16 protein-coding genes are annotated in these 16,907 nt (G+C 62.5%); 9 read left to right on the top strand and 7 right to left on the bottom strand.

All coding sequences use genetic code 11. The features are described from left to right. Positions 1-9: 9 nt before the first annotated feature. Complete coding sequence (locus BM131_RS02650) at positions 10-588, top strand: retropepsin-like aspartic protease family protein (protein ID WP_090185213.1); 579 nt, start codon at positions 10-12, stop codon at positions 586-588. A 129-nt stretch (positions 589-717) separates the two neighbouring features. Here the strand turns inward: BM131_RS02650 and BM131_RS02645 are convergent, their stop codons facing one another. Continuing rightward, on the bottom strand, positions 718-1,173 hold the full coding sequence (locus BM131_RS02645; RefSeq protein ID WP_090185209.1) for a DNA polymerase III subunit chi: 456 nt from the start codon (positions 1,171-1,173) through the stop codon (positions 718-720). After that, complete coding sequence (locus tag BM131_RS02640) at positions 1,174-2,640, bottom strand: leucyl aminopeptidase (RefSeq protein WP_090185207.1); 1,467 nt, start codon at positions 2,638-2,640, stop codon at positions 1,174-1,176. A 130-nt stretch (positions 2,641-2,770) separates the two neighbouring features. Between BM131_RS02640 and lptF the strand changes: the two genes are divergently transcribed. The 6 genes from lptF to rsmA are packed head-to-tail and all read left to right on the top strand — an operon-like array spanning position 2,771 to position 10,197. Beyond that, on the top strand, positions 2,771-3,901 hold the full coding sequence (lptF, locus tag BM131_RS02635; RefSeq protein WP_245754110.1) for an LPS export ABC transporter permease LptF: 1,131 nt from the start codon (positions 2,771-2,773) through the stop codon (positions 3,899-3,901). After that, entirely contained in the window at positions 3,898-4,992 is a 1,095-nt protein-coding gene (gene lptG / locus BM131_RS02630; protein ID WP_090185204.1) for an LPS export ABC transporter permease LptG, read from the top strand. The genes lptF and lptG overlap by 4 nt, the downstream gene beginning before the upstream one ends. Next, entirely contained in the window at positions 4,992-7,097 is a 2,106-nt protein-coding gene (locus BM131_RS02625) for an LPS-assembly protein LptD (RefSeq protein ID WP_090185201.1), read from the top strand. The genes lptG and BM131_RS02625 overlap by 1 nt, the downstream gene beginning before the upstream one ends. Before the next feature lie 39 nt (positions 7,098-7,136). Beyond that, complete coding sequence (locus BM131_RS02620; RefSeq protein WP_090185199.1) at positions 7,137-8,321, top strand: peptidylprolyl isomerase; 1,185 nt, start codon at positions 7,137-7,139, stop codon at positions 8,319-8,321. Further along, positions 8,318-9,337, top strand: coding sequence for a 4-hydroxythreonine-4-phosphate dehydrogenase PdxA (gene pdxA, locus BM131_RS02615; RefSeq protein ID WP_090185196.1), 1,020 nt, complete (start codon positions 8,318-8,320; stop codon positions 9,335-9,337). Before BM131_RS02620 ends, pdxA begins: the two co-directional genes overlap by 4 nt. A gap of 17 nt (positions 9,338-9,354) precedes the next feature. Then, a complete protein-coding gene (rsmA, locus tag BM131_RS02610; protein WP_090185193.1) occupies positions 9,355-10,197 on the top strand; it encodes a 16S rRNA (adenine(1518)-N(6)/adenine(1519)-N(6))-dimethyltransferase RsmA in 843 nt (280 codons plus the stop codon). Positions 10,198-10,408: 211 nt separating this feature from the next. Here rsmA and BM131_RS02605 read toward each other — a convergent pair whose 3' ends face one another. From BM131_RS02605 to BM131_RS02585, 5 genes are all read right to left on the bottom strand, one after another. Further along, on the bottom strand, positions 10,409-11,065 hold the full coding sequence (locus tag BM131_RS02605) for a DUF4167 domain-containing protein (protein WP_090185192.1): 657 nt from the start codon (positions 11,063-11,065) through the stop codon (positions 10,409-10,411). Positions 11,066-11,254: 189 nt separating this feature from the next. After that, positions 11,255-12,112, bottom strand: coding sequence for a peptide chain release factor N(5)-glutamine methyltransferase (prmC, locus tag BM131_RS02600; RefSeq protein WP_090185189.1), 858 nt, complete (start codon positions 12,110-12,112; stop codon positions 11,255-11,257). Further along, positions 12,109-13,164 (bottom strand): peptide chain release factor 1, encoded by a 1,056-nt coding sequence (gene prfA, locus BM131_RS02595; protein ID WP_090185188.1) that lies wholly within the window; start codon positions 13,162-13,164, stop codon positions 12,109-12,111. Before prfA ends, prmC begins: the two co-directional genes overlap by 4 nt. A 48-nt stretch (positions 13,165-13,212) precedes the next feature. After that, positions 13,213-13,665: a DUF1499 domain-containing protein gene (locus tag BM131_RS02590; RefSeq protein WP_090185185.1), complete on the bottom strand. Its 453-nt coding sequence runs from the start codon at positions 13,663-13,665 to the stop codon at positions 13,213-13,215. Positions 13,666-13,746: 81 nt separating this feature from the next. After that, complete coding sequence (locus BM131_RS02585; RefSeq protein WP_090185183.1) at positions 13,747-14,898, bottom strand: M20 aminoacylase family protein; 1,152 nt, start codon at positions 14,896-14,898, stop codon at positions 13,747-13,749. 60 nt (positions 14,899-14,958) lie between these two features. On the opposite strand from BM131_RS02585, the gene mazG reads away from it, so the two are divergent. After that, on the top strand, positions 14,959-15,780 hold the full coding sequence (mazG, locus tag BM131_RS02580; protein ID WP_090185180.1) for a nucleoside triphosphate pyrophosphohydrolase: 822 nt from the start codon (positions 14,959-14,961) through the stop codon (positions 15,778-15,780). 78 nt (positions 15,781-15,858) lie between these two features. Continuing rightward, on the top strand, positions 15,859-16,863 hold the full coding sequence (locus tag BM131_RS02575) for a Fe(3+) ABC transporter substrate-binding protein (protein ID WP_090185367.1): 1,005 nt from the start codon (positions 15,859-15,861) through the stop codon (positions 16,861-16,863). Positions 16,864-16,907: the final 44 nt, after the last annotated feature.

The raw sequence follows: 16,907 nt of genomic DNA, 5'->3' as shown, positions 1-16,907 counted from the left end.
TGCTAACGCATGAATACTGATCAAATCATCCAAATCAGCTATCTGACCCTGATGGGCGGCGCGATTGCAGCCAGCTATTTCGTCAGTCAACGGGGCCAGATGGGCAAAGTCGCGCAGCAAGCCAGCATCTGGGGCCTCATCTTTGTGGGCTTCATCGCAGCGGCAGGCCTGTGGGGCGATATTCGCGGCAGCGTTGCGCCGCAGCAAAGCATCACGGCAGGCGGTGCCATCACCTTGCCGCGCCAATCCGACGGTCATTTTTATGCGCGGCTGGATGTGAACGGGCAGCCGATCACGTTTATGGTCGACACCGGGGCCTCTCAGGTCGTTCTGACGCAGGATGATGCGCAGCAGGCCGGGATTGATACGGACGCGCTGCGCTATCTGGGACAGGCCAGCACCGCCAATGGCGTGGTGCGCACGGCGCAGGTCACGCTGGACCAAGTCACGCTGTCGGATGTGACACTGGCGGATGTGCCTGCGGTGGTGAACGAAGGGCAGATGGATGGCTCGCTTCTGGGGATGACCTATTTGCGCAATTTCAGTAACATCCAGATCAAAGACGATGCGCTGATTTTAACAAGGTGACACCATGCGACTGACCCTGATCCTGATGCTGGCCCTTGCGGGCTGCGCTGCGTCAAACCAACTGCCAGAAGACTTCGATCCGACCTACACGTTTTAACCCAGACGGATTGCGGCAGCCAAAGGCTTCACCTACCCAGCTTCGGCCTTTTTGATCCAGCGGCCGTCGTCTTGCGCCCAGTACTGCGCCGCAACCGCAGCGCCCGTCAGCGATTTCCACTGACCGCGCGCATGTTGTAGCGCGTCGCCGTCGTGACCGTCGAACATGATGCAGGCGCGCTGCGCGCTTGCGATCTCGGCCGGTGTCAGATCGGCCCCGTCCACGCTGATTACGCAGTCGAAACCGTCTGACGCAATATCCGCGCCCAGCAGGATCGGCTGGTCCGCGTCCTGCGTTCCAGCCAGCCCGTGGGCGCGAAAACTATCCTCTGGTCCGTTCCACAGCACCTTGTCCAGCCGGTCCAGCAGCGCCGGGCGGCGGCCCCGGACCAGCACACGCCAGCCCTGCGCGCGGGCCCGGTCAAGGATCTGCGGCAGGGCGTCTTCCAGCGGGCTGTCGGTCAGGTGGTAGAAATAGACGGCGCCCATTTAGCCCTCGAACTTGTCGGCGATCAGGCGGTTCAGCGCCATGACGCCCCAGCCTGTCGCGCCCTTGGGGGCCAATGCCGTTTCGGATTTGACGGACGCGACGCCAGCGATATCCAAATGGCACCAGGGCGTGTCCGGCTTGACAAAGCGCTGCAAGAATTGGCCAGCGGTGATCGATCCGGCATAGCGGCCGCCAGTGTTTTTCATGTCGGCGATGCTGCTGTCGATCAGCTTGTCATAGGCCGGGGCCAGCGGCATGCGCCACGCGCCCTCGCCCTCGGACCCAGCGGCCTTGAGGAACGCGCCCGCCAGATCGTCATTGTTGCTGAACACGCCTGCGTTTTCATGGCCCAAGGCCACCAGCATCGCGCCCGTCAGGGTGGCAAGGTTGATCATGCCGCAGGGCTTAAAGCGGTCCTGCGCGTACCACAGCACGTCGGCCAGCACGAGGCGGCCTTCGGCGTCGGTGTTGATGACTTCGATCGTGTCACCCTTCATCGACGTCAGCACATCGCCGGGGCGATACGCGGTCGAGGACGGCATGTTTTCCACAATGCCCACAAGGCCCACGACATTCGCCTTGGCCTTGCGCAGCGCCAGCGTGCGCATCACGCCCGCCACGACGCCAGCGCCGCCCATGTCCATGGTCATGTCTTCCATGCCCGCCGCGCCTTTGATGCTGATGCCGCCGGTGTCGAACACGACGCCCTTGCCGACCAGCGCAAAGGGGGCATCGTCCCCGCCGCCGTTCCACTGCATCACGACAACCTTGGACGGGCTGGCAGAACCTTGGCCGACGGCCAGCAGCGCGCCCATGCCAAGCTTTTTCAGGTCATCCTCTTCGAGGATCTCAACGTCAAGGCCCAGGTCCTGCATCGCGGCAAGGCGTGCGGCAAAGTCGTCGGTGGTCAGCACGTTGGCCGGCTCGTTCGTCAGATCGCGGGTAAAGAACACGCCTTCGGCGATGGCCATGCCGGTTTTTGCGGCCTTTGCGGTGGCTTCGGGATCGTCCACCAGCAAGGTGATCGCGCCGGGTTCGGATTTGGTGCCGGATTTATGCGCGTTGAAGTCATAGCTGCGCAGCGCCAGACCCAGCGCGATATCTTCTGCGCGGGCGGTTTTGCCCAGCAGGACGGTCAGCGCGTCCTTGCCCTGCGCCTTGGCCAATTGGGCACCAATGCGGCGGGCGATGGTCTGGTCCGGTTTGGCGGGAGATTTTACAATGAGCACGGCATCAGCAGCCAAACCTGCGGGGAACGACAGGCGCATGACGTCGCCGTCTTTTGCCTTGGCAAAGGCGTCGCTCTCAGCGGCGCGGGTCAGCGCCTTGCGGGTCAGGGCGTTCACTTTGCGCGCGCCTCCGTCCATTTTACCATCTGGCGTGACCAGAACGGCCAGCAGACCGGTCAGTTCAGCGAAGGTATCAAGGTCTGCGGCGTCAAAGCGGATATCGGCGATCTGGGTCATGGGGGCCTCTTGGCTGTGGCAACTCGTTTGCCCCTAGCTAGCGGCCCTGCGCCGCAATGGCCAGTTTGCAGTTTCGGTGGACGCGGCCTTGGTCTAGTTTGCCGCAACCGCTGCGCAGGAAGTAATCCCCTTGGCCCGTTTCGACCGCTACATGATCAGCCAGCTGATGGTGACCTTTGGCTTCTTTAGCCTTGTGCTGGTGCTGATCTATTGGATCAACGCCGCTGTGCGTTTGTTTGACCAGCTGATTGCTGACGGTCAGGGCTTTGGCGTGATTATTGAACTGATCATGCTATCGCTGCCCAATGTGATCCGGCTGGCGCTGCCGCTGTCAGCCTTTGCCGCATCGGTCTATGTGACCAACCGCATGAGCCAAGATAGCGAGCTTGTCGTGGTGCAGGCGACGGGGTTCAGCCCGTGGCGCATGGCGCGGCCGGTGCTGTCGTTTGGATTGATCGTGGCGCTGCTGATGTCAGTGCTGATGCATATCTTGGTGCCGCTGTCGTCCACGATCCTGAACGAGCGGCAGGCCGAGATTGCCCAGAACATCACCGCCCGCATCCTGACCGAGGGCCAGTTCATCGAACCCACCGACGGGATCACCGTCTACATCCGCGCCATCACGCCAGAGGGCGAGTTGCAGGATGTGTTCCTGTCCGACCTGCGCGATCCGCAAAGCCAAGTCACCTATACCGCGCGGCGCGCCTACCTTGTGCGCAACGACGGCGATGCGCAGCTGGTGATGGTGGACGGTATGGCGCAAAACCTGCGCGGCCCCGATCAGCGGCTCTTCGTGACAGAGTTTGCGGATTTTTCCTATAATATCGGCAGCATGATGAACATCACACCGCGCACCAATCGCAATTCGCGCGAGGTGATGACCTGGGATCTACTGTCGCCCACCCCGGCCTTGGCAGCCGAGACAGGCCGCACAGAGGCGCAGCTGGTGACAGAGGCGCATGACCGGATTTCCCAATCCGTGCTGGGCACCGTGGCGGCGCTGCTGGGGTTTTCGGCGCTGATGATCGGCAGTTTCAGCCGCTTTGGTGTTTGGCCGCAGGTGATCTTTGCCATCGTGTTGATTATCGTGATCAAATCGCTTGAAACGACGGGTCTGAACATGGCGCGCACGTCGCCGCAGATGTGGTTTGCCAGTTATCTAGCCGTCGTCGCGGGTTTTGCGATGATCTGCACCTTGCTGTTCGTCGCATCCCGCCCCTATCTGTTCAAACGCAAACCTAAGCTGGGGGCTGCGGCATGATCCTTGATCGGTATTTCGCCCGGCGGTTCGCCTATATCTTTGGCGCGATCTTTGGGATTTTTGCGATTATCCTGACGTTTTTAGGACTGGCCGACAACCTGCGCCGCTATGGCGGGGATGCGGGCAGCTTTGGCGATATCCTAGATCTGGCGCTGCTTGATGCGCCCAGCGGTGTGTATCAAATCCTGCCGCTGATCATGATTATCGCCAGTATTTCGATGTTCCTTGGCCTTTCCCGGTCGTCAGAGCTGGTGGTCACACGCGCGGCGGGGCGGTCTGGCTTGCGGTTGCTGCTGGCCCCGCTGATCGTGTCGGTCCTGATTGGCGCGATCGGGGTTGCCGTGATGAACCCGGTTGTCGCGGCGACATCGCGGGCGTTTGAAAGCAAGGTTGCCACGCTGCGCGGCGGCGGATCGGTGCTGTCGCTGTCATCCTCTGGCCTATGGCTGCGGCAAGGCGATGACACCGGGCAGACGGTTATTCACGCGGCCCGCACCAACCTGTCGGGCACGACGCTGTGGGATGCGACGTTCCTGACCTTTGCCCCGGACGGCATGCCGCAATCGCGGATCAAGGCAGATATTGCCGTGCTCAATAACGGCGCATGGACGCTCAACGGGGTTAAGACATGGCCGTTCAACACGGCCGACACGCCAGAGGCGGCGGCGACGGTGTCCGCCACGGCCAGCATTTCGTCCAGCCTGACGGCGGATCAGATCCGCAATAACTTTGGCACGCCCAGCTCGATTTCGATCTGGGACCTGCCTGCCTTTATTCAGCGGCTGCAATCGGCAGGGTTTTCGGCGCAGCGCCATATCGTCTGGTTGCAGATGGAGCTGTCGCAGCCGCTGTTTCTGGGGGCGATGATGCTGATCGGTGCGGCCTTTACCATGCGTCCGCAGCGCGGCGGCAAGGTGGGCCTAAATGTGATGAGCGCGATCCTGCTGGCCTTTACGATCTATTTCATCCGCAACTTCGCTCAGATATTGGGTGAAAACGGCGATGTGCCGGCTGCGCTGGCCGCTTGGGCACCGCCGCTGGCGGCGGCAGGTGTTGCCTTGGGGATTTTGCTACAACGCGAGGACGGTTAATGCGGTTTTTCGGAACACTTGTGGCCGCACTGGCTTTGGCCCCGCAGATTGTGGCGGCCCAGATGGCGGCGACTTTGGTGGCCGACACGGTCGATATCGTGGAACGCAATCGCCTGATCGCCACCGGCAATATCGAGGTGCTGTATGAAGGCAACCGCCTGCAGGCCAGCCGCATCACCTATGACAAACCCAGCGACCGTTTACTGATCGAGGGGCCGATCCTGATCACCGGCGCGGATGGCGAAATCCTGACCGCCGATCAGGCCGACATCGATCCCAAGCTAGAAAACGGCGTCCTGCTGGGCGCGCGGCTGGTGCTGGACCAGCAGCTGCAACTGGCGGCGAACCAGATCGACCGGGCGGACGGGCGTTACAGCCAGCTTTACAAGGCGGCGGTGACATCCTGCCAAGTTTGCAGCGGAGAGGCCCCTTTGTGGGAAATTCGCGCCGAAAAGGTGCTGCATGACGAAGACGCGCAGCAGCTGTATTTCACCAATGCATCCTTTCGGATTAAGGGTCTGCCAATCCTCTACCTGCCCTATATGCGCCTGCCCGACCCGACGAACACACGGGCGACGGGCCTTTTGATCCCGCAGATCGTCACCAACGATTCGCTCGGGTTTGGGCTAAAGGTCCCCTATTACATTGCGCTGGCGGATGACCGCGATTTGCTGCTGACGCCGTTCCTTGCGACGGAAACCGCCACCCTTGGCCTGCGCTATCGGCAGGCCTTTGCGGCGGGCGATGTCACGATCACCACCTCGGTGTCAGAGGATAGCTTGAACGACGACAGCGATCTGCGCGGCTACTTGTACGCGACAGGCGACATTGACGTCGGCGGCGGTGTGAAGCTGCAATTCGACATCCAGACCGCCTCTGACAGCTCATACCTGAGCGATTATAGCATCAGCGACACGGACCGGCTGTCCAGCATTTTGGCGCTGACCAAGGTGACGGATGATTTCGCGGCCTCTGCCAGTCTGTCCTATTACCAGACCCTGCGCGATGACGAAGAAAACGCCAGCCTGCCGCCTTTGGTCGGTGAAAGCGCCTTTGTCCGGCGCTATTATCCCGCGATTGGCGGCACGGTCACGCTGGGCGGCAGCGTCGACACGCTGCTGCGCTATGGCGAGGCGATCGGTGATGCGGGGCGCGATATGACCCGCACCGGCGTCACGGCCAGTTGGTCCAAGGACTGGCTGTCATCGACCGGCGTCCTGCTGACGACCACGGGCGCGCTAGAGGCTGATGTCTGGCAACTGAATGACGCCGTCGACTATGACCCAACGCTGGCGCGGCTGGTGCCCTATGTGCAGGCCGAACTGCGCTATCCGCTGGTGCGCAGCAATGGCAAGACGCGGCATGTGCTGGAGCCGGTGGCTGCGCTGACCTATTCCCACCCCGTCGGCGATCTGCCCCCGAACGAGGATAGCGCCCGCCCGGAACTGGACGAAGGCAACCTGCTGTCGCTGACGCAATTCAGCGGCCAAGACGCGGCAGAGGCATCGACCAAGCTGGCCCTGGGGCTAACGTGGACGCGCAGCGGGTCAGAGGGCGTGACATCGCAGCTGGGCTTTGGCCGCATTCTGCGCAGCGATACCAACCGCGCCTTTACCCTGACCTCTGGTCAGCGCAATGCGGCCTCTGACTGGCTGGTCGCGGCTCAAATTGCACTGCCGCGCGGGCTGACCTTTGACGCGCGCGGCTTGTTGCAGGACGATGGCACGACCACGCTGGCCACGGCGCGGGTGTTCTGGAACCGGCCAGACGTGCAGCTGGCGGGCGGCTATATCTGGCAGGCCGCCGATAACAATATCGACAGACCGGTGGTGTCCGAATACAGCCTAGAGGGCGCGGTTGACGTGTCTGATACGTGGAATCTGGGCTTTGACGCGCGATATGACGTCGCCCGCGACAGTCCGGTCAGCGCCGGGATCGACCTAGGGTGGAGCAACGAATGCGTCACCGTCTCGCTTTCGGTCTCGCGCAGCTATGCGTCTTCCACTACGGTAGAGCCGACGACGGATTACGGGCTGTCGGTGGAATTGCAGGGCTTTTCGGCCAATGGCATGCCCCAAGTGACGCCCGCCACCTGCCAGAACTAGTACTGCCAGAACTGATCACGACGATAGGACCCCGACCCGATGCGCCTGACCACTCTTTTGACCGCCCTCATGCTGCCGCTGCTGGCCGCGCCCGCCGCCGCACAAGGCCAATTCTCGCCTGCGATTACGGTGAACAACACCGCCATCAGCGGCTACGAACTGGACCAGCGCGCCAAGCTGCTGACCCTGTTCCGCACGCCGGGGAATGCGAACGATCTGGCGCGCGAGCAGCTGATCGAGGAAGCGCTTAAGCAAGAAGAGATGGACCGCGCCGGTATCCGGATCACCGCCGAACAACTGGCGATTGAGGTTGAAGCCTTTGCCAGCCGGGCCGATCTGTCGCAGGCGCAGTTCACCGGCATTTTGGCGCAAAACGGTGTGGCCGCGTCCACGCTGGAACAGTTCGTCAAGATCGGTGTGACGTGGCGCGACTTTATCCGCCTACGGTATGCATCGCAGGCGCAGGTGTCCGACGCGGACATCGCCCGCAGCCTAAGCCAGCAAGGCGGGACCGGCGATGCGCTAGAGGTTCTGCTGACCGAGATCATTATTCCCGCCCCGCCGCCCCGCGCGGCGCAGGCCAATGCGATTGCCAGCGGCATCGCTGAAACGCGCTCGCAAGCCACATTCGAGGCAGCGGCGCGTCAGTATTCCGCCTTGCCCAGCCGCAACAACGGTGGCCGGTTGAACTGGTTGCCGCTGTCGAACTATCCGCCCGCGCTGCAAGGCCTGATCTCTGGTCTGTCGGTGGGTGAAGTCACAGCGCCGATCCAGATCCCGAATGGTGTCGCCCTGTTCCAGATGCGCGGTATCCGCGAGGTGCCGCAGGCGCGTCCGCAGCCGACCAGCATCGATTATGCGGCGATGCAATTCGCCGATCTGGCCGCAGCGCAGACCGCCAAGCTGTCGGTTGATACCTGCGACGACCTTTATGGTCTGGCCAAGGGTCAGCCTGCCGACGCGCTGCTGCGGGATGATGTTGCGCCTACGCAGATCTCTCAGGGGATTGCGTTGGAATTGGCAAAGCTGGACCGGGACGAAGTGTCTGTGACAGCGACGGGTGGCGGCGCTGGGGCGCAGCTGGTCATGCTGTGCGGTCGCACCTACGGCGACGGGCTGACTGATCCTGATGCACTGCGCGCCAGCCTGCAAAGCCAGCGGCTAGAGCAGTTTGCCCAGGCCTTGCTGGCAGAGCTGCGTGCGGCGGCCCTGATCCGCTCGTGACCGCAGTTGCCGCGCCCGGCGCACCGATTGTCATCAGCTGCGGCGAACCTGCCGGAATTGGACCAGAGGTCGCAGCGGATGCATGGCGCGTTTTGGGCGGCGACATGGCCCTGCTGTGGATCGGTGATCCGCGTCATTTGCCCAGCGGTACGCCATATCGCGAAGTGACGGATGCAGCGCAGGCCCATGGGCCCTGCCCTGATGCTTTGCCCGTTTTGGCACGCGACTTTGGCGCGCCGCGCGTGCCCGGCACGCCGAACCCCGCGCATGCCCAAGGCGTGATTGATGCAATTGCCGATGGCGTAGGTCTGGTGATGGCGGGCGCGGCGCGGGCGATCTGCACGGCCCCGATTTCCAAGGCGGCGCTGATCGACGGCGCTGATTTCGCCTACCCCGGACATACAGAGTTTCTGGCGGCCCTTGCGGGGGATGTGCCTGTCGTGATGATGCTGGCCTGCACCGAATTGCGCGTTGTGCCTGCGACGATCCACATCCCGCTGAAAGACGTCGCCGCTGCGCTGACGCCCGCCGTGCTGCGCGATACGCTGCGGATCACCCGCGACGCGCTGATGCGTGATTTCGGCGTCACAGCGCCCCGGATCGCTGTCGCGGGCCTGAACCCGCACGCGGGCGAAGACGGCAAGATGGGCACGGAAGAGCGCGAGATGATCGCGCCGCTGCTGGACGCGCTCCGCGCCGAGGGGTTTGATTTGGCTGGCCCCTTGCCCGGCGACACCATGTTCCACGCCGCCGCCCGCGCAGGTTACGACGCAGCGGTCTGCATGTATCACGATCAGGCGTTGATCCCGATCAAGACGATTGATTTTGCGGGCGGTGTGAACGTCACGCTGGGCCTGCCGTTTGTGCGGACGTCGCCGGATCATGGCACGGCTTATGGGATTGCGGGTCAGGGCGTGGCGGATGCGACGTCAATGATTGCGGCGCTGCGGATGGCGCGTGATATGGCAGATGCCCGGATGGGCGCAGCTGCCGGAGCCTCCGGCGGGAGTATTTAAAGCAAGATGATGACGATATGAGCCAGATCGATAACCTACCGCCATTGCGGAGCGTAATTGAAACGCATGGGATCGCAGCGAAGAAATCGCTGGGGCAGAACTTTTTACTGGATTTGAACCTGACCGCCAAGATTGCGCGGATGGCAGGGGATTTGAAGGGGTCTGATATCCTTGAAATCGGCCCTGGCCCCGGCGGGTTGACCCGCGGGTTGCTGGCCGAAGGCGCGCGGCGCGTCTTGGCGATCGAGAAAGACGAGCGCTGTATTGCGGCGCTGGAGGAGATTGCAGCGGTCTATCCGGGGCAGCTCGAGGTCGTGAACGGCGATGCGCTAGAGATTGACGTGACGGGGCGGTTGGAGGCCCCGATCCGCATCGCGGCGAACCTGCCCTATAATATCGGCACAGAACTGTTGGTGCGGTGGCTGTCGCCGCCGACCTGGCCGCCGTTTTGGACCAGTCTGACACTGATGTTCCAGCGCGAGGTTGCACAGCGGATTGTGGCGATGCCGGGCGACAAGGCTTACGGGCGCCTTGCGCTGCTGGCCCATTGGCGCACGGATGCGCGGATCGTGATGGACCTGCCGCCAGAGGCGTTTTCGCCCCCGCCTAAGGTCAGCTCTGCCGTTGTGCATTTGACCGCCCTGCCTGCGCCCCGTTATCCGGCCGATCCGGTGATGCTGAACCGGGTTGTGGCAACGGCGTTTAACCAGCGGCGCAAGATGTTGCGTTCCGCGCTGAAGCCGATGGGCGGCGATGTCGAAGGGCATTTGACGGCCGTTGGCATCGCGCCGACTGCGCGTGCGGAAGAGATTGGGCTAGAGCAGTTTTGCGCGCTGAGCCGGAGCTTTAGCGAGGCCTGATTGGGGGATGGGTGTTTGGGGCGCTCTGGGTTTTTGATACGGGCGTTGCATGGGGGCTCTGCCCGTCGCCGGCTGGTTCTTGAACCAGTGGCGCACCAACCGGCAACCCCCGAGGTATTTTTGACCAGAAGAAAGCGGACCCGAAGACGCAGAAAAGGGCGCGGCACTATGATGTGCCTGCGCCCTTTGTCATTTGTATAGATGGAGCGGTTTACTCGGCGCTGTCGCTTGACGGGGCAGCGGCGGGTGCGTCGGTGCTTGCCTCTGGCTTGGGACGCGGTTTGCGCGGGGCGCGGGGTTTGCGCGCGCGGGGCGCGGGTGCGTCGCCGTCAGTTGATGCGGCTGGCGCGACCTCTGCAGCGGGGGCCGCTTGTGGGCGGGGCTGCGGTTGCGGCTGCGCTTCGGGGGTGTCGACAAGACCGCTGTCATCAGAATCAGGCTGGGCGTCGCTGCCGCCAGAGGCCTCTTCTTGTGCGCGCAGGCGTTCATTGCGTTCGCGGTCACGCTCTGATTGGCGCTGGCGGTTCAGCTCTTCTTGTTCGGTGCGTTCGCGGTCACGTTCGGCCTGACGCTGGCGATTCTGCTCTTCTTGCTCTTCGCGCAGGCGATCAACTTCGCGCTGTGCCTCGGCCAGCATCCGCAGATAATGTTCGGCGTGTTGCGCGTGGTTTTCCGCGTTCACACGGTCGTTCGACAGCTGCGCATCGCGGTGCAACTGGTTGTATTTTTCAATGATCTGCTGAGGCGTGCCGCGCACCTTGCCTTCGGGGCCGGAGCTGTCGAATACCCGATTGATGATGCTACCGCCGGTCGGGCGATTGTTGTTGCGGTTCTTATTGCCCCGCGACCGTGACTTCGATGATCTCATGAATGAACTTCCGTCAAGCCCTTGGCTTTGTTGCGCTTGTTCCCGATGCGACCACGCCGTGTGCGCGGTGGGGACCCAAGCGGTGTCTGGCGGCAAAACCGGAGCGAGCGCTGAAGCACTCTGCGCGCCGGTAGAGCTGAAATTGCACGTTGGCGGCCTTTACGCAAGATAAAAACGCGAAATGGTGGGTCAAAGCAACGCGCTGCGCGGTTTTTGTCCAGCAACGACACGGTCGCGGCCGTCAAAGTCTGGGGTGACGGTAATCGTTTCGAAACCGATGCGGGTGAACATGTCTGCAACGGCGGGTCCTTGAGTCGGACCAATTTCGACAATCAGCCAACCGCCTTGGACCAGATGCGCCGGGGCTTTGCTGGTGATTTGGCGGTAGGCGGCCAGCCCGTCGCCTTCGTCGGTCAGGGCCAAGCGGGGTTCGTATAGGCCGACACCGGGATCAAGGACGGCGTATTCGTCCAGCGTGATATAAGGAGGGTTGGACACGATCAGATCAAAGGCGGCGGTGCTGGCAGGCAGCGCATCCAGCCAGCTGCCCGCGTGGAACTGGACGTGATCGCCAAGGCGCAGGGCGGCGGCATTGCGCATTGCGACAGCCAACGCGGCGCGGGACAGGTCAGTGCCGATACCAAAGGCCGTCGGTCCGCGTTCTGCTAGCAATGTCAGCAGGATACAGCCCGAACCTGTGCCAAGATCAAGCAGGCGCTGCCACGGGCGCGCGAGGGCGGCCTGTATCAGGATTTCGGTTTCCGGCCGGGGGTCTAGAACGTCTGGCGTCACCTCAAACGTGCGGCCATAGAATTGGCGGGTGCCGGTCAGGTGGGACACGGGCACGCGGCGGGCGCGTTGGTCGATGATCTGGGTGTAAAGCTGGGCCAGCCCGGGGGCGACCGGGTCCTGCGCGATCAAGGTGATGCGGCTGGCGTCGATGCCAAGGACATGCGCCGCAAGGCGGCGGGCATCGCGGGGGGCACCCTCGATTCCCGCGGCGGTCAGCGTTTGGGCGGCCTGCCGCAGCAGGTCGGACCAGATCACGCGCCCATCTCTGCCAGAAGTTGCGCCTGCGCGTCGGATTGCAGCGCATCAATGATGGCGTCCAGATCGCCCTGCATCACCTGCCCCAGCGCGTAGAGCGTCAGGTTGATGCGGTGATCCGTCAGGCGCCCCTGGGGGAAGTTGTAGGTACGAATGCGTTCTGATCGGTCGCCCGTGCCGATCTGCGCCTTGCGGTCGGCAGACCGTTCGCCGTCAACGCGCTGGCGTTCGAGGTCAAACAGCCGGGTGCGCAGCACGTTCATCGCGATTTCGCGGTTCCGGTGTTGGGATTTCTCGGCGCTGACGACGATGATTCCCGTCGGGATATGGGTGATACGCACAGCCGAATCGGTGGTGTTGACGTGCTGGCCGCCTGCCCCGCTGGCGCGCATCGTGTCGATGCGGATGTCAGTGGATGCGATCTGGACGTCGACCTCTTCTGCCTCTGGCAGCACGGCGACGGTGGCGGCAGAGGTGTGGATGCGCCCGCCCGATTCTGTTTCAGGCACGCGCTGCACACGGTGGACGCCGGATTCGTATTTCATCCGGGCAAAAACGCCGTCGCCAGCGATGCGGGCGGTGACTTCTTTGATCCCGCCAAGCTCTGTATCGCTTTGGTCGAGGATTTCGAACTTCCAGCCCTGATTTTCCGAATAGCGCTGATACATGCGCAACAGGTCAGCGGCGAAAAGCGATGCTTCGTCGCCGCCCGTGCCGGGGCGAATTTCCAGCAGCGCGGGGCGTGCGTCGGCGGCATCTTTGGGCAGAAGGGCCAGTTGCACGGCCTTTTCCGACACGGCAAGCTGGTCACGCAGGCCGGGCAGTTCCTCTTCGGCCATGCGGCGCATTTCGGGATCTTTAAGCAGATATTCGGTGTCGTCGATCTGCTGCACAAGGTCCTGATAGGCACGCAGCGTGCCGACCACGGGGGTCAAGTCGCTGTATTCCTTGGCCAAGGCAGCAATATCTGCCCCGGCAATGTCGCCGGACATCTTCGCCTCCAGGAACTGGAAGCGGTCAATGATTTGGGCCATGCGGTCTGCGGGTATCATGCGGATCAGGTGGCAGGCTGCGCCGCGCCCGTCAAGAGGGCTGACGGGTCAAGAGGCCGGCACGACCAGCGGGCCAAGCTGGGTCAGCCAGCCTTCGACGCGTTCGCGGTTCACGCCAAGGTCGGATTTGCCAAAGCGGGACTCGCCGCGGATTACCAAAAGCGGGCCGCCTTCGCTGTCGATCACGGTTGCGGTGGTGTAATCGGGATAGCCCATCAGGGCCGAGCGGGTTTCATAGGTCACAAGACCTTCGGCGACAGAGCCTGCGATGATCTGTGTCCGCTCTGTTTTCAAGGCGACGGTGTTCACTGCCTGCAGAATGTCGGTCGGTGGCGCTGTGATCTGGCGGGCGGCCTTAAAGCTGTTCGATGTTGCGGTATCGCCCGCCTCTGTCGCGATTGGCGCAACGGCGAATCGTGCAAGGTCCGTTGGCGACAGGCGGACATAGGCGGCGCCCGCGATGGCCAGGACGCAGGCCCCAAGCAACAGTTTCTTAAACATATTAGTATCCTTTGGTTCAGGCACATATGGGGGCGCGCCCCGGCCAGACAACCGGGACGCGGACGCAAGACTGCGGCAGGCCTAAAGCGGTAGCGCTTTTTCGATCAGGCGGGCAAAGAAGGTCGCCCCATAAGCCGTTGTTTCGTCGTTATAATTGTACTTTGGATGATGCAGCCCGGCACTGTCGCCATTGCCGATGAACAGATAGGCACCGGGGCGCGCCTCTAACATGTAGGAAAAATCCTCTGCCCCCATGTCGCGGGATACGGTGGCGTCACAGCTTGTGATGTCCGCCGCGACGCTGGCGGCAAAGGCGGTGCAATCCGGGTCGTTGATCGTCGCCGGATCGCCGTTGCCATAGTCCAGCGTCGCGGTGACGCCAAAGCTGGCGGCCTGCCCGTCCACGATGGCCTGCAGTCGGCTCATGACCATTTGCTGCACCGCAGGATCAAAGGTGCGCACAGTGCCGTTGATCATGGCCGTGTCCGGGATCACGTTAAAGACTGAGCCTGCGTGGATTTGCGTGACCGAGATCACCAGATCGTCCAGCGCATAATGATTGCGGCTGACGATGGTCTGGATCGCCTGCACCATACTGACGGCGGCGGTGATGGGATCGACGGTGTCTTGCGGGAATGCACCGTGGCCGCCTTTGCCATTGATCTTAATCGTAAATTCATCAACGGCCGCCATGATCGGACCGGGCGTGGTGTAAAATTCGCCGACCGGGGTGCCGGGGGCGTTGTGCAGGGCGTAGACCTCGGCGATGTCGAAGGTATCAAAGATGCCTTCCTCACGCATGACTTTCGCGCCAGATCCGTTCTCTTCGGCGGGCTGAAAAATCAGGGCGACGCGGCCCGCAAAATTGCGCGTCTCGGTCAGGTATTTCGCCGCCCCCAGCAGCATGGTTGTGTGACCGTCGTGGCCGCAGGCGTGCATCGCGCCGGGGTTGGTGCTGGCGTAATCAAGGCCGGTTTCCTCGGGCATCGGCAGCGCATCCATATCGGCGCGCAAGCCAATGGTGCGGCCCGGTTTCTGGCCGTTGATGATCGCGACAATACCCGTGGTGGCGATGCCTGTGTGAATCTCGTCCACGCCGATTTCGCGCAAGCGGTCCGCGACAAAGGCAGAGGTTTCGTGCAGGGCAAATTGCACTTCGGGGATCGTGTGCAGATGGCGGCGCCATTCCGCCAGCATGGCTTGGCTGTCGGCGATGGAATTCAGGACGGGCATGACTGGCACTCTGGCTTCAGGGGAATTAGCATGTTGTTACCTAGAACAAAGGCCCCTGCAATGCGTGATAATGCCCTGATCCATGACTCGAATGGCGGAATGCCGCGCCTGCTGGCGATCATGCGTGCGCTACGCGACCCTATCGCGGGGTGCCCGTGGGATATCGAACAGGATTTCAGCACGATTGCCCCCTACACGATTGAAGAGGCTTACGAGGTCGCGGACGCGATTGAGCGCAAGGCCTGGGGTGAATTGCGCGGAGAGTTGGGCGATCTGCTGCTGCAGTCGGTCTATCACACCCAGATGGCGACAGAGGCCGCGCTGTTCACTTTTGACGACGTTGTGCGCGATATCAGCGACAAGATGGTCGCGCGGCATCCGCATGTCTTTGGGGACGAATCGCGTGATAAATCTGCCGATCAGCAAACGGCCGATTGGGAAAAGATCAAAGCGGCAGAGCGCGCGGCCAAGGCCGAGGGGCGCACGCTGGACGGCGTCGCGCTTGGCCTGCCAGCCTTGATGCGGGCGGTGAAACTGCAAAAGCGGGCCGCGCGGGTGGGCTTTGATTGGCCTGACGTCGGCCTTGTCGTGGACAAGATCGCCGAAGAAGCCGCAGAGCTGATCGAGGCCCGCGACGAATTGACACCAGACAAGGTGGCCGAGGAATACGGCGATCTGCTGTTCGTCATGGCCAACCTTGGACGGCACCTTGGCGTGGACCCAGAGGAAGCCCTGCGCGCGGCAAATGCCAAGTTCACAAGGCGCTTTGGCGCGGTCGAGGATGCGCTGGCGGCCATCGGGCGCACACCGGCGCAGTCCGATCTGGCAGAGATGGACGCGCTGTGGGATGCGGCGAAAGTCGCTGAACGGACGGCTGAATAATGCCTGACTAATTCAGACAGGTATTGACCAAAGCAAAAGAGTCGGGTTTACGGTGCTTAACTGAAATTGGAGAGCACGATGACCCTTCGCACCATCCTTCTGGCCACTGCTGCCAGCGCCTGCGCCCTGCCCGCCTTGGCTGACGTCAACATCTATACCACGCGCCAGCCAGAGCTGATCCAGCCGGTGATGGACGCCTTCACCGCTGACACCGGCATTGCGGTGAACCTAGCGTTTGTGAACGATGCGCTGATCGAACGGCTGAAGGCCGAAGGCGCGCGCAGCCCTGCCGATCTGGTGATGACTGTCGATATCGCCAACATGCAGCGCGTTGTGGACTCTGGCACCGTGCAACCGGTCGAAAGCGAGATTCTGAACGCCGCCATCCCCGCCAACCTGCGCGCCGCCGACAACTCGTGGTTCGCCCTGACCACCCGCGCCCGCATCGTTTATGCCAGCAAGGACCGCGTCGCGGAAGGCGAAATCACGACCTACGAAGACCTTGCCGACCCCAAGTGGAAGGGCCGTCTGTGCACCCGCTCTGGCCTGCACGACTATAACCTTGCGCTGCTGTCCGCCTATATCGCCCACCACGGCGAGGCTGAAGCCAAGGTCTGGGCGCAGGGTCTGAAGGACAATCTGGCGAAAAAGCCCGAAGGCAATGATCGCTCTCAGGTGAAATCGATCTGGGCTGGTGAATGCGACATCTCGCTCGGTAATACCTATTACATGGGGCAAATGCTGGCCGATCCAGAGCAGATCCCTTGGGCGGAAAGCGTCAGCATTCGCTTTCCGACGTTTGCGGACGGCGGCACGCATGTGAACATCTCTGGCATCGCGATGACGAAAAGCGCGCCGAACAAAGCCGAAGCGCAGCAGTTGATGGAGTTTCTGGTGTCCGCCGAGGCGCAGGAAATCTATGCCGACGTGAACAACGAATACCCCGTGCTGGACGGCGCGCCGCTGTCCGACCTCGTGGCCAGCTGGGGCACCTACGACGTCGATGACATCGACCTGACCGAAGTGGCTGGCCACCGTGCCGCCGCACTGCGGATCATGGAAGAAGTGAACTTCGACGGGTAATGGGTCCAGGCCTTGGGGGATCGGCCGGCTACGCCAGCCGATCC

It is taken from the genome of Loktanella salsilacus, from assembly GCF_900114485.1.
GTDB classification, from domain to species: Bacteria; Pseudomonadota; Alphaproteobacteria; order Rhodobacterales; family Rhodobacteraceae; genus Loktanella; species Loktanella salsilacus.
This window is presented reverse-complemented; position numbering and strand designations above follow the sequence as displayed.

What these genes read in the sequence shown, in the direction of transcription:
- BM131_RS02650 (WP_090185213.1), top strand. Translation starts at nt 10, where the DNA reads ATGAATACTGATCAAATCATCCAAATCAGCTATCTGACCCTGATGGGC.
- mazG (WP_090185180.1), top strand. Translation starts at nt 14,959, where the DNA reads ATGCGTGATAATGCCCTGATCCATGACTCGAATGGCGGAATGCCGCGC.
- BM131_RS02590 (WP_090185185.1), bottom strand. Translation starts at nt 13,665, where the DNA reads ATGTTTAAGAAACTGTTGCTTGGGGCCTGCGTCCTGGCCATCGCGGGC.
- lptG (WP_090185204.1), top strand. Translation starts at nt 3,898, where the DNA reads ATGATCCTTGATCGGTATTTCGCCCGGCGGTTCGCCTATATCTTTGGC.
- BM131_RS02640 (WP_090185207.1), bottom strand. Translation starts at nt 2,640, where the DNA reads ATGACCCAGATCGCCGATATCCGCTTTGACGCCGCAGACCTTGATACC.
- BM131_RS02575 (WP_090185367.1), top strand. Translation starts at nt 15,859, where the DNA reads ATGACCCTTCGCACCATCCTTCTGGCCACTGCTGCCAGCGCCTGCGCC.
- rsmA (WP_090185193.1), top strand. Translation starts at nt 9,355, where the DNA reads ATGAGCCAGATCGATAACCTACCGCCATTGCGGAGCGTAATTGAAACG.
- BM131_RS02585 (WP_090185183.1), bottom strand. Translation starts at nt 14,898, where the DNA reads ATGCCCGTCCTGAATTCCATCGCCGACAGCCAAGCCATGCTGGCGGAA.
- BM131_RS02620 (WP_090185199.1), top strand. Translation starts at nt 7,137, where the DNA reads ATGCGCCTGACCACTCTTTTGACCGCCCTCATGCTGCCGCTGCTGGCC.
- prfA (WP_090185188.1), bottom strand. Translation starts at nt 13,164, where the DNA reads ATGATACCCGCAGACCGCATGGCCCAAATCATTGACCGCTTCCAGTTC.
- BM131_RS02625 (WP_090185201.1), top strand. Translation starts at nt 4,992, where the DNA reads ATGCGGTTTTTCGGAACACTTGTGGCCGCACTGGCTTTGGCCCCGCAG.
- BM131_RS02605 (WP_090185192.1), bottom strand. Translation starts at nt 11,065, where the DNA reads ATGAGATCATCGAAGTCACGGTCGCGGGGCAATAAGAACCGCAACAAC.
- BM131_RS02645 (WP_090185209.1), bottom strand. Translation starts at nt 1,173, where the DNA reads ATGGGCGCCGTCTATTTCTACCACCTGACCGACAGCCCGCTGGAAGAC.